Here is a 12,396-nt window from a genome sequence, read left to right on the forward strand (position 1 = left end):
GAGGCCGACCCTGGTCGGCGCTTCTGTGCCAACCAAGGTTGGCACCTGCCAGCGCGCAGCCAGGCCGGCACGACCACGGTGTGTGACTGATGCCTTCGATCATCACCCATGCTGCCGTGCCGCTGGCGCTGTGGTGCGCCGCTGATCGCGGCCGCATCCCGCCGCACCTGCTGGCGGCCGGCGTGATTGCAGCGATGCTGCCCGATGCCGATGTACTGGCCTTCGCGCTGCACATTCCCTACGCCGATGCGTTCGGCCATCGCGGCGCCAGCCATTCGCTGCTGTTTGCCGGCATGCTGGCGGCATTGGCCGCGGTGCCGGCGTTCTTTGGTAACCGCCGATCTTGGTCGGCACCACACAGGCCCGGTAGTCGCCGACCTTGGTCGGCGGTTTCGTGCCAACCAAGGTTGGCACCTACCTGGGCGCGGCCAACGGTGGCATCTACCGTGCAGGCGGCAGTGTTCGTCTTCATCTGCGCTGCCAGCCACCCGTTGCTGGATGCGATGACCTCGGGCGGCCTCGGCGTGGCCCTCGCCTGGCCCTGGAGCGAACAACGCTTCTTCGCGCCGTGGCGACCGATCCGCGTTTCACCGTTCGCCCCACAGTTCTTCAGCGCGCGCGGCCTGGCCACCCTGCTGTCGGAACTGCGCTGGGTGTGGCTGCCACTGGCTGGCGCCGTTGTCACCTGGAAACTGATCCAACCCGCTCCTGCTGCCCCACGAGATCCGTCATGAGTCCTGCCCTGCCTGCTGCCCTGGTTGCCGAACTGTCCGCCCTGCTGGGTGCCGATGGCTGGCGCATGGATGACAACGCGCTGGAGGCGAACGCGCAGGACAACTCGTGGCGCCACCAGCGCCCCGCTGCCGTCGCGCTGCCCGCCAGCATCGAACAGGTGCAGGCGCTGGTGCGTGCCTGCCGCGCGTATGGCGTGGTTCTGGTCGCACGTGGCGCCGGCACTGGCACCACCGGCGCAGCCGTGCCGCTACCCGGCAGCATCGTGCTGTCGTTCACCCGCATGGACCGCATCGTCGAGATCCGCGCCGGCGATCGCTGCGCGGTGGTGCAACCGGGCGTGCTCAATGGCGCCCTGCAGCAGGCACTGGCCCCGCACGGCCTCTTCTGGGCACCGGACCCGTCCAGTGCGGAGATCTGCAGCGTCGGTGGCAACCTGGCCTGCAATGCGGGTGGCCCGCGCGCGGTGAAGTACGGCACCAGCCGCGACAACGTGCTGGGCCTGGTGGCAGTGACCGGCACCGGCGAGGTGATCCGCTGCGGCGGCGCCTACACCAAAGACGCCACTGGCTACGATCTGACCCATCTGCTGGTGGGCAGCGAAGGTACGCTGGCATTGATCGTGGAAGCCACGCTGAAACTGACCCCGCTGCCGGTCAGCCAGGCCGGGCTGCGCGTGTTGTACCGCGATGCGGATGCCGCCGCAGCCGCCGTGTCGCGGTTGATGTCGCAGCCGGTGGTACCCACCCGCCTGGAATTCATGGACGCACGCAGCCTGGAGCTGCTGCGGCTCAATGGCGCCAATGTTCCGGAGGCTGGTGCGATGCTGCTGGTCGAGGCCGATGGTGACCACGACACCCTGCCCTATCTGCTGCAGGCATTGGCCAGCGCCGCCGAAGGCGACGGCATGATCGAGCTGGACGTGGCGATGGAAGGCCGCGCGCGCGACCAGCTTTGGGCGGCGCGCAAGGCGCTGTCGCCGGCACTGCGGACGGTCGCGCCCGGCAAGATCAATGAAGACGTGGTGGTCCCAGTGTCGCGCATTCCGGAACTGGTGGCCGGTGTACAGGCGTTGGCGCGCGACTACACCCTGACCATCGTCACCTTCGGTCATGCCGGCAACGGCAACCTGCACGTCAACATTCTTTACCACCCGGACGAAGCCGACGAAAACGCACGCGCGCATGCCGCACTGCCGAAGATCTTCGAACTGACGCTGTCACTGGGCGGCACGCTGTCCGGCGAGCATGGCATTGGGTTGGCCAAGCGCGATTTCATGGCGCAGGCGTTCAGCCCGGCCACGCTGGCGACGATGCGCGCGATCAAGGCCGCGCTGGACCCGGACGGCATCCTCAACCCGGGCAAAGTGCTGCCGCCGGTGTGAACGCCGCCGGGCATGCCCGGCGCTACCGGGGCGCGCTGCCTACGCTGTCGATGAGGGTCTGGCGGAAGCTGGGCAACAGCACGCGATTACCATGCCCGCTCAGATGGTCATTGTCGAAGAACAGGGGTTCACCGTCTTCCACCGCCGAACAGGTGTCTGGCCCGCACAGCAACGGCAGCGGATCCCACACGGTCAGTGACGGGTAACGTGCGGCCAGGTCCGCCAGCAGTGCCATCTGCGGCACGCGCAGCATTTCCAGATCCGCACGCGGCATGCTCAGACCGCCGGCACAAGCCGGATTGCGGCGGTTGAACCAGTCCGAACAGCGGTACGCACCGGCCTTGAACAACGGCAGCGGTGCATCCAAAACCACATGCACGCCCAGCTTCTGCAGACGTCCAAGAACACGATCAGCCTCATCACGCGCGGCCTGCGCATGGGTCGGGGTGCGCTCGGCAAGCAGTTGACGATAGATCTGCTGTGCATCCTCCCGCTGCCAGTCAAATCCGCGCAGCTCCGGCATTCGCAGGGCCGCCAGCAGCACGAAGTCACCGGGGCGCGCCTCGCGCTCGATGGTCGACAACGCGTCCTCAATGAAGCCCTGGCAGTCGGACGGGCTGGCCCGCAGCAGGTTGACGAAGCTGCAGCCGCCGCGATCCTGCTGGCGCACCTCCATGCCGGTCTGGCGCGCGACCATGCTGGCCATGGTGCGATACGCCGCCGCGTGCGAATCGCCGGACACGAACAGTCGCCGCCCTTCAAGCGCCGGCGCACTCACCGGCTCCAATGGGCGCCATGCCGGGTAGCGCCGCGCCCGCCATGCATAGCCGTCACGGGTAACGCTCAGCGAGACCTGCTCGTGGTACTCCACGGTGGCCCAGGCACCCGCGCCACACAGCGCCACCAGCGGCAATGCCATCGCCAGCACCTTGCCCGGTGCCAGCCGCAGCAGCGGCGCCGCACGGCGCAATGGGCGTTCGACGAAGTGGTAGGACGCGGCCGACACCGCCAGCAGCAGTACCGGATACAGCCACAGCGCAGCACCGTGCAGGCCGTAGGTCCAGCGCAGCAGCACCAGCAGCGGCCAATGCCACAGGTACAGCGAATAGGACAGGCGCCCCAGGTAGGCGAGCGGTGCGCAGCCCAGCGCGCGGGCAATGCGCGATGACCCCGCTGTCGACACGCTCGCCAACAGCAGCAGGGTACCGGCCACGGTCGCCAGCACCCCCGGCACCGGCATCGCCAGCTGCGGGGCGATCACCACACCTGCGGCCAGCATCGCCAGGCCGGCCGCTGCGACCATGTCAGCGTTCTGGCCCGGCGTGCGCGTGCGCATCCACTGGTACAGCAGCGCGCCCGCGGCCAGCTCCCAGAACCGCGCCGGCAGCAGGTAGAACGCTGCCGCCGGTGCCGTCTGCGCCTGCCAGCCTGCCCACGCCAGCGACAGCAGGGTGAGCACCGGCAACAACCAATGCGACCACGGCCAGCGCTCACGCCCGCGCAGCCACACGAAGAACAGCAGCGGGAAGACCAGGTAGAACTGTTCCTCCACGCCCAGCGTCCACGTGTGCAGGAAAGGGTTCAATTCCGCGCCGGGTGAGAAGTAGTCGTTCTGCTGACCCGCCAGCACGATGTTGCTGAAGCCGACCAACGCGGACCAGCCGGTCTGGTCGAACTGCTCATTGCGCCATGCGCGGGGAATGAACAGTGCCGACAGCACGAAGGTCGCCATCAGCATCACCAGCAGCGCGGGAAGCAGGCGCAGCACGCGACGCCGGTAGAAATCGAGTAACAGCGCGCCCAGCGACGCATGGGTGCGCGAGGCCAACGACTGGCTGATCACGAAGCCGGACACCACGAAGAACAGGTCCACGCCGGTGAAGCCACCGGGCAACCATGCCGCATTGGTGTGGAACAGGATGACGGCCAGCACCGCCAATGCGCGCAGGCCGTCAATGGCCGCATTGTGGGAACGTTCGGGAGGGGACATGCGGGTGACCGGCAGCGAGCGATCCGGCAGCATCGCCACCGTTTGCGCAGTCATTCAATGGACGATCGCGACAGGGCGGGGGTGTGTTTAGGTTCGATGCAGCCTGTGGGCCACTGCAGGGCCGAGCCCCGCTCAGCGGCCCTTCGTCCAGATCGCGTTGAGCCGAGCATGGGCTCGGCTCTACAGCAGCAGTGGGGTCAGAGCCCATTGCCCAGACAATGGAATCCGCCCCCGCTGCAAGCCCGCTTACCAGGCCTTGCGCAGGCCCAGCTGGCCGCCCACGTTGCGGTAACCGTGGTCGCCGCGCTGCACGCTCACGCCACCCCACGCGCCCCAGCGCTGGCCCAGCTTCAGCTCGACACCGGCCTGCACTTCATAGCGATTGCGCGGCATATCCGCGCCCAGCGTGTCACCGTTGAACTGCAACGCGCTGGTGCCGCTGCCACGCAGCCAGTTCACGGCCAGGTACGGCTGCACCGTATTGCCGGCTGCAGTGCCATGGCCAAACACGCGCACGCCCAAACGCCCGCTCAGGCCACCGGCATCGGCTTGGTCGATCACCGTGCCGTTGCTCTCCACGTGGCGATCGGCGCGGAAATCGACCTGGCTCAGCTGCAGCTGCGGCTGCACATACAGCGCGCTGGCGCTGCCCTGCCACACGTTGAAGGTGTAGCCGGCCTCCAGCGACGCACTGGCCATGCGCGAATCGTAGTGCTCCGGCGCCAGGCCGATGCCCTGCACCCGGTTATCGAAGCGGCCGTACTGCAGGTTCGCATCCATGTACGCGCCCTGCGTGCCGTCAGCCGCCTGCAACCAGGTGCCGTACACACCCACCGCGCTGCCACGCACCCGCCCCTTGGCGTTGTAGCCGGTCAGATCGGACACTGCGCTGCTGTCGGCACGACCCGTGCCCAACATCACGCCGAACGCTGCATTGCCTCGGCGAACCAGGTCACTGCCGATCTGCAGCACCGAGGTGTTGCCGTCGATCGACAGTTGACCGCCGACCGCGCTGAAGTCCGCCTGCTGCCGGCCCACGCGCGCCCACGCGGCACGGCCTTCATCCAGCGGGACGGTAACGATGCGGTCGTTCAGACGATGGGAAAACATGTTGATCGCAGCCGACTGGTTTGCCAGGTACGCACCGGCTTCCGGTCGCAGCAGCCGAGGCGGAGTGATGGGGTCGACCGGATCGATCGGGTCTATCGGCGTACAGTCCGGCAGCGACGGATCGACCTGGCACGGGTCGGGCGTCGTCGGCAGTTCGGAGCGCAGGTACCAGTTGCCCTCGCCGCCGGCCACGCCCCCCTTGTGCAGGAAGTACTCATACGTACCCGCCACGGCACGTCCGGCCAGCGTGTAGCGGGCCAGCGACGCGCCATCGACCCGGATCAGTTCGATCCCGTCCAACGTTTGCGCACCGAGGCCGCCGACGTTGTTTACCATTACCTGCGCATCGCCCCACGCATCGCCGCGCACGTGCAGACGGTCGATCATCGACCCGTCGCCCTGCAATGCACCGTTGAACAGGAACGTCGCAGCGGTCGTATCCAGATCACCAGCCACAGTCAACGTGTTGAAAACGCGCCCGTCGGACAGTGCAAGGCCACTGCCGTTGACCCGCAGCGATTTGACCGCGGTATCGCCGGTCAACGTCCACTGGCTGCCACTGTCCAGCGTGACGCCGTGCAGCCGATCCGAGCGGCCCACCCACAGCGAGCCCTCCGACAGGCGCACGTGCAGCTCCGACTGCGGCCCCCGGCCCGCCGCCAGATCGTCGGGATTGATGACGATGTCGCCCTGCATCCGCGCGCCCTCCGCCAAGGCCAGGTCGAAGCGACCGGCCACGGCCGCATCCAGCTGCACGGCGATGCCGTTGCCACCGTACAGCAGCGCGCCCTTGCCCAGCGCCAGTCCGGCATCACGCATGGAACGGATCCAGGCACCGCCGTGCTGCTGGCTCACCAGCGATCCGCCATCGATCTGCAGGCGGCCGCCATCGTTGACCACTGCCGCCCACGAGCCCTCGCCTTCGGTCAATACGTGGGTGTCATGCAGGACGATTTCGCCCGTACCCGCTGCCAGTACGCCATGCGCCTGGGCACCTCGCGTGACGACGGCACTTTCCTGCAAGTGCGCTGTGCCGCCATCGCGTGCAACCACCGCAGGCGAATCGTCACCAGTCGTTTCAACCCAGGATCCGATCACCTCGGCCTGCGGCGTGGCAGAATGCCTGCCATCGACCCATAAGCCAGCCGCACCGGTGCCAGATGCGCGCAGCGTGCTTTCATGCACCTTCGCCACGCCACCTTCCTGCCACAGCGCCGCGCCCCCCGCGGATGTGGACTGCAGTTCCGAATGGCGCACATCCAGCGAGGTGTTTCCAGACTGGCTCACGCCGGTGCCGCCCACAACCACACTGGCATCGACATGGGCCGTGCTTCGCTCGCCGGAAAGCCGCAGGCCGGCGCGGAAATACCGGTCTTCTCCCTCAGAGGCTTCAAGCCGACTGCCCACGACGTCGACGTGATTGTCCGCTCCAGTCATCGCCAGCGCATTGCCTATTGCGTAAACATTGCTGTCGTGAAGGCTCAGCCGGCTTCCATCACTGCGCATGTCGATGGCGCGATGCAGAGGCCCATTGCTGCGCAATCGGCTTCCGGATACCGCGACAGCACTGCTGCCAAGGACCAGAGCGACGGCGCCGCTCAGTTCGCTGTCGGCAACAACCAGCGTGCCGTTGTAGCTTTCGATAGCTGCACCCGCTCCGGCATCTATGCGACTGTCATTGACCGTTGCCGTTGCGCCGGCCTCCAGGGACAGCCCTTTCGCCGTGAATCCACGATTCTCGTCGCTCAGATCGATCGCGACACGATCCAGCGTCACCTTGGCGTTCTCCTGCACCCTGATGGCATCGGTATCGCTGGGTGCCATGGGCTGCTCGACAATTCGTACGTCCCTGAGCATCACGTGCGCTGTGCCGGCAACCATGATGCCCTCTCCCGGGCCCACCGGCAGTTCCACCAGCACCCCGTCCAGCGTCGAGGTCCCTCCGCTCGCATTCAAGGCGTGTCCACCTCCCGCCAGGATCGTCCCTCCCCGCATCCGCAGCAGGCCGCCTGATACGTCGACCGCAGGGCCCGTGGGCCATTTGTCAGAACCCTGGATATGCAGATCCTCCAGAGCAACGTCCCCTCCCTCGACCAGAACGCCGCTACTGCTCTCACCACTCACTGTGATGCGTGTGCCGGACGCCTGCAGGACCGCGCCGGCACCCACCGAGATGCCATGCGCGCGCCTGCCGTTGGTCTGGATGCTGCCACCCTCGATCACGACCCGGCTCCCTTCACCATCAACTGCCACCGCCACGGCACCCGAATAGCGGGTTTCCAGATGCACGCCGGAAAGACGGGCGTATCCTCCCGTGCCAATAGAGATGCCGGGCGCGCTGCTCCCCCCAGAGAAGATACTGCCCCCTTCCAGCGCAACGCGGCTTCCCGAGCCCTCGACCCGGGCAGCTGGAACGCCGTCGCCCCACTGGTAGAGATTCACCGATCCTGAGGGAATGATCGAACCGCCGTTGAGCGCGTGGAATACCGGCGCAGCGTCACTGCTGTAGGCTCGATATTCACCGGCTGCAGGCGTCTGCTCATCACCGTCGGCGATGACCTGTTGCGCATGCGCCGAGAAGCCGGCGAGCACGCCAGCAAGCAGCCCCAAAGGGGGGACGACACGATGATTGCGACACATGAAAGCGCTCCGACGAAAGGCAATGTCGCAAATGGTCCTTTCTGTCGCAGAGCTCATCCATGCAACTTGTTGCAATCAGGCAGTACAGGGGTCGGTGGGTTCATCGGGCGTTGCGCGGCCCGCATTGCAGACCCGTGCTGGCAGCCAGGAACGCCGCCGGGCGTAGGCCCGGCGCTACAACGATGCTGTGCTACCAGCGCCGTGCCACGCCGAGCTGTGCGCTCGTCTGGCGGTAGCCGTGATCACCACGCGAGACGTTGAGGCCGCCCCAGGCGGACAGGCCGCCCCGGAACTGGATGCGCACCCCGCTTCCCACTTCGTAGCGACTGCGCGGTGCAATACCGGCGATTGTCTCGTTGCCGAAACCGAGCTCGGATCGACCAGTATCACGATACCCGTGGGCGGCCAGCCATGGACTGACCACTGCGCCCTCTCCTCCGGCACCCTGCCCCTCCAGGCGCAACCCCAGGCGCCGTGACCACGCGGTACTGGTTGGATGTGCGATCGAGGTGCCGGTTGTCTCCACGTGCAGGTTGCCGCGATCGCGGAACTGGACGATCTGTACATCCGGTTGCAAGGTCAACGCGGTGCCGCCAAGCGTGCCCAGCGGCAGGCGGTAGCCGGCCTGAAGCGATGCCTGGCGTGCGCGCGACCGGTAGTGCTCTGGCGCCAGCGCATCACCCTGCACGCGATTGCGGAAGCGTGCATGCACAACTGCAGCATCCACATAAGCGGCCTCACCCTGCCAACCGGCGTACACGCCGAGGGCATTGGACTGCACCCGGCCGCGGGCGGCATAGCCGGTCAGGGTCGAGCGCGACTGCGCATCGGCGCGCCCGGACGACAGCAGCACGCCAGCGCGGCCACGCCCGGCGTCGAACACGCCCAGGTCGGCGCCCAGCTGCAGGCTGTTCCACTGCGCCGACTGCTGCAGCTGATCCACCAGGCCCGGCAGTTGTGCCTGGCCACTATCGACGCGGGTCCACCCCCGTACGCCCTCCTGCCCCTCATTCGTGGCCAGATGCTGTCGAGCCTGCAGCAGCGCCTGTCGCACCCACCGGTTGGCCAGATAGGCACCCGCTTCCGGTCGCAGCACGCCTGCCGGGTCAGGCAGTGATGGAACTTCCGGGGTCGAATCAGGGCCCGGCTCCGGTGTCGGATCGGGTGTCGGATCGGGTACTGGATCGGGATCGGGTACTGGATCGGGATCGGGTACTGGATCGACACCACAGCCGGGCAGGGTCGGATCGTCATCACATGGGTCAACGGCGGACAACTGCGAGCGCAGGTACCAGTCACCATCGGCGCCATCGTGATGCAGGAAGTACTCATACATGCCGCCGACCGCACGACCAGACAGGGCCAGCGTCGCCAGCGACTGCCCGCCCACGGTGATCAAAGGGATTCCCTTGTCGGTTGCGGCCCCGTCGCCAACGCCGACCACCGAGACCGTACCATTGCCCAGGAAATCGCCCTGGACGTCGAAGCGATCACTGGCCGCAGCGTCGCCGCCAAGCACCGTATCCAGGCGCAGGTGACCTTCATCAAGAAGCAGATCGCCGCGCACGACGAAGCGATCGCCTGCATGGCCGTTGGCCAGCGACACTTCGCTGCGCTGCACACTCAACTGATCGACCATGGCGTTGCCGTCCACCTGCCAGACGCTGCGCTCGCGCAATGCGACATCGAGCCGACCAACATCCGCGACGCGGGCGCCCCCCCGCATCAGGCTGCCCTGCAGCTGGACATCGGCCGCGGCGAAGCGGCCGATATCGAACAGTGCACCGCGCTCGTTCGCAAGTACGCTGCCCGCCTGCGCGTGCAGCTGCAGGCGAGTATCGGGTGCCTCCAGGACGATCGCCGCAGTTCCTCCGCCAAGCAACTGCGATGCGTGCAGGTTCAGCTGTGCCTGGCCATGCCGCACCGCCATACGCAGCGCGGCGTCGCTGCCCTCTGCCGCGCTATTGACCATATCCAATCGATTGGCATCGCCATCGAGGAAGCGCACTGCATCGCCCTGCAGCGCCTGCACGTGGCTGTCCTGCAGCATCAGTTCGGCGCCCATGCCTGCACGGCCCGCGTCAGCGCCGCGATAGCCTGCGATGATGCCGCTGCTGCCGCTGCCCGCAACGCGAACCTGCACGCCGTACAGCTGGGCACGACCCGCGTAGGCGTACGACGAGCCTCCGAAACCAATGTGACCCGACTCGACGTAGAGTCCCGTACTGTCTTCCCCCGCTGTGCGAATGCTGCCGCCCTGCATGGCCACATCCGATCGATAGTTCCAGAGGCCGAACGCCCTGTCACCCTGGGTCGCGATGTCCACGTTGCGCAGCTGCAGCCACGCACTGGGCTCGAGCGCGACGCCCGCACTATCCTGGCCCTGCGTGAAGATCGAGCTGTCGATCACGGTGGTCGTATTCGCCTTGGCGATGAATCCTGACGCGTCCGGCGAAATATTGCCTACGTACAGCCCCGTCGAAGCCTCGCCGGAGGTCCGCAGGTGCGACCGGCTGATCCTTGCGCCGTCCACATGGTTGCTGGTCATCACCACGGCGTCGGACATCGTCCCTGCAGTCTCGACCCGGCTGTCTTCCATCACCAGATAACCACGCTGATTGATATCCATCTCCACGCCGGGCCAGCGATCGCGACTGCCGATCACGGTGGCGTCGTAGACCTCCAGCGACCGATCGAACCAGAGATCGTGGGCGGCGATTTCAACGCCGCACAGGTAGGACACCTCTACAGCCGGATCACCCGGATTGGCCGGGCGCGGAATGCTCGGGCAAGGCATCCCGGGAGGAGCGGCGGCAACCGATGCTGCGGGTAGAACCAGGGCCAGCACCAATGCTGCCGCCAGAGGCTGTCGGGTGAGGCTGTTCATGGCGTCCAGGAATCGAAAGATGGTATAGGCAGGAACTTTCGCCCCGGTACGCCACCGAATGCCATGCAACTTGTTGCAAATCCATCCGCAGTATGAAGGCTGCAACCAGCCAGACAAGACATGCGCCATCGCGATTGTCTCTTCTTGCAGTTCGCCCGCACAACGCTGTTGCTGTAGAGCCTAGCCATGCTCGGCCGCTTTTCGATCAGATTGCGATGATCCGAGCGTGGGCTCTACAGGAATGTCGCGATTGCCATGCCGAGGCGCGCACCACGCGTCTGCACCTTCTTTGAATTTTCAAATCTTTCTCATTGGCATACATGACACTGCATGCGAATCATGTGGCGCCACCGACAACGGGTGGCACGGCCTTGCAATCCCGTTTGATCGATGTTGTTTACGCTTGCCTGCCGGCGTCGTCCATCCCCCGGGCGGCGTCGGCAGGCATTCTGTCCGCGCTCACATGGCGGGCGGTGCATGGGGTCATTGTGCCCGCCGGCGTTTGTACATCGGTCACCGGTATTGCAACCACGCACCGTCCGCCACCCTCGCTGTTAAGCAGGGTGGCCCCTTCGTCGCACGCACAAGGAAGCCGCCATGACTGCCACACACTACCCGTACCTGTTCGCCACCCTCGGCGAGGCCGCCAACGAACTGCCCGAGGCCATCGCCCGTGCGCTCGAAACCACACTCAGTGCCACCCAAGGCAGTACCGCACCTTCAGCCACCACGCTGCTGGCATGCCTGCAGCGCATCCGCCAGGTAGACGCCGCCGACGGCCAACCCTGGCCAAAGAAGGGCCACACGTCGGGTCACCGGATGGCCATGGCACGCGCGGACCGCGCCAATGCCGGGCTGACCGTGTTGCTGGAACTGCTGCATGCGAGCGAACGGACGCGTGTGGATGGCGATGAAGATCAACAGATTGGAGAGGACGTGCGCGAAGGCTTGCTTCTGGCGTGCCGAGGGCTGTCTCAATATGTGGATGTGCAGTTGCACTGCACGTGAGCACACAACCATGGCAGCTGTCGATGTGCCCACATTCGGGGCAATTGGGGCCCGTGTTTGCAAGAAATTGTATGGCCCGTCAGTGCACCGGTGTCGATAGTGCTCTTTTCTTTCCTGGAGGGAACTGATGCACAAGATGATGACCCCACTAACAAAACGCTATGCACAGTTCAATGGCCGTGCAAGCCGCAGCGAGTTCTGGTGGTTCCAGCTGTTCATCCTGATCGTCTCGATCCCGCTGTATCTGCTGAGCTTCTATGCCGGTCACAGTGGTTCGCAGGGCCTGGCGCTGGTCGCTACCGGGCTGAGCGTAGTGATGTGGCTGGTGTTCGCCTTGCCGTGCATTGCCGCAACCATTCGCCGCTTGCACGATACCGATCGCTCGGGCTGGTGGATGCTGCTGGCGTTCGTGCCGTTTGCGAGCCTGGTGCTGCTGGTGTTCCTGGTGCTGCCCAGCACGCCGGGCGACAATCGCTTCGGTGCGCCGGTTCCGCACGTATAACCAGACCACGTTGGTAGGTGTCGACCTGGGTCGACATGGTGTTGCCACGCGCGACTGACACATCCGTGCCAACCAAGGTTGGCACCTACCAGAGCAACATCGATGTGCCTCCGCCCGGGTAGGTGTCGACCTTGGTCGACACG

General features: G+C 66.1%; 7 protein-coding genes. 4 read left to right on the forward strand and 3 right to left on the reverse strand.

All coding sequences use genetic code 11. The features are described from left to right. The first annotated feature begins 89 nt into the window (after positions 1 to 89). Complete coding sequence (locus tag AC5P68_RS03170) at positions 90 to 734, forward strand: metal-dependent hydrolase (protein WP_049402372.1); 645 nt, start codon at positions 90 to 92, stop codon at positions 732 to 734. Beyond that, positions 731 to 2,116, forward strand: coding sequence for an FAD-binding oxidoreductase (locus AC5P68_RS03175; RefSeq protein ID WP_049433199.1), 1,386 nt, complete (start codon positions 731 to 733; stop codon positions 2,114 to 2,116). The genes AC5P68_RS03170 and AC5P68_RS03175 overlap by 4 nt, the downstream gene beginning before the upstream one ends. Positions 2,117 to 2,138: 22 nt before the next feature. Here AC5P68_RS03175 and AC5P68_RS03180 read toward each other — a convergent pair whose 3' ends face one another. The 3 genes from AC5P68_RS03180 to AC5P68_RS03190 all read right to left on the reverse strand — a co-directional run bounded on the left by AC5P68_RS03180 (position 2,139) and on the right by AC5P68_RS03190 (position 10,872). Then, positions 2,139 to 4,160 carry an acyltransferase family protein gene (locus AC5P68_RS03180; protein ID WP_111188263.1) on the reverse strand — a complete coding sequence of 674 codons (2,022 nt, stop codon included), beginning with the start codon at positions 4,158 to 4,160 and terminating at the stop codon, positions 2,139 to 2,141. 192 nt (positions 4,161 to 4,352) lie between these two features. Then, on the reverse strand, positions 4,353 to 7,856 hold the full coding sequence (locus AC5P68_RS03185) for an autotransporter family protein (RefSeq protein WP_495222505.1): 3,504 nt from the start codon (positions 7,854 to 7,856) through the stop codon (positions 4,353 to 4,355). A gap of 190 nt (positions 7,857 to 8,046) precedes the next feature. Further along, complete coding sequence (locus AC5P68_RS03190; protein WP_288419736.1) at positions 8,047 to 10,872, reverse strand: autotransporter family protein; 2,826 nt, start codon at positions 10,870 to 10,872, stop codon at positions 8,047 to 8,049. Positions 10,873 to 11,340: 468 nt separating this feature from the next. Here AC5P68_RS03190 and AC5P68_RS03195 point away from each other — a divergent pair, with 468 nt between their 5' ends. Next, positions 11,341 to 11,751, forward strand: coding sequence for a hypothetical protein (locus AC5P68_RS03195; protein ID WP_049402380.1), 411 nt, complete (start codon positions 11,341 to 11,343; stop codon positions 11,749 to 11,751). 127 nt (positions 11,752 to 11,878) lie between these two features. Next, on the forward strand, positions 11,879 to 12,253 hold the full coding sequence (locus AC5P68_RS03200) for a DUF805 domain-containing protein (RefSeq protein WP_049402382.1): 375 nt from the start codon (positions 11,879 to 11,881) through the stop codon (positions 12,251 to 12,253). Positions 12,254 to 12,396: the final 143 nt, after the last annotated feature.

It is taken from the genome of Stenotrophomonas sp. YJH_SMC_58 (assembly GCF_059369635.1).

Bases quoted from the DNA above. Each gene is read 5' to 3' on its own strand.
- AC5P68_RS03170 (WP_049402372.1), top strand. From the start codon at position 90: ATGCCTTCGATCATCACCCATGCTGCCGTGCCGCTGGCGCTGTGGTGC.
- AC5P68_RS03175 (WP_049433199.1), top strand. From the start codon at position 731: ATGAGTCCTGCCCTGCCTGCTGCCCTGGTTGCCGAACTGTCCGCCCTG.
- AC5P68_RS03180 (WP_111188263.1), bottom strand. From the start codon at position 4,160: ATGACTGCGCAAACGGTGGCGATGCTGCCGGATCGCTCGCTGCCGGTC.
- AC5P68_RS03185 (WP_495222505.1), bottom strand. From the start codon at position 7,856: ATGTGTCGCAATCATCGTGTCGTCCCCCCTTTGGGGCTGCTTGCTGGC.
- AC5P68_RS03190 (WP_288419736.1), bottom strand. From the start codon at position 10,872: ATGGCGCATGTCTTGTCTGGCTGGTTGCAGCCTTCATACTGCGGATGG.
- AC5P68_RS03195 (WP_049402380.1), top strand. From the start codon at position 11,341: ATGACTGCCACACACTACCCGTACCTGTTCGCCACCCTCGGCGAGGCC.
- AC5P68_RS03200 (WP_049402382.1), top strand. From the start codon at position 11,879: ATGCACAAGATGATGACCCCACTAACAAAACGCTATGCACAGTTCAAT.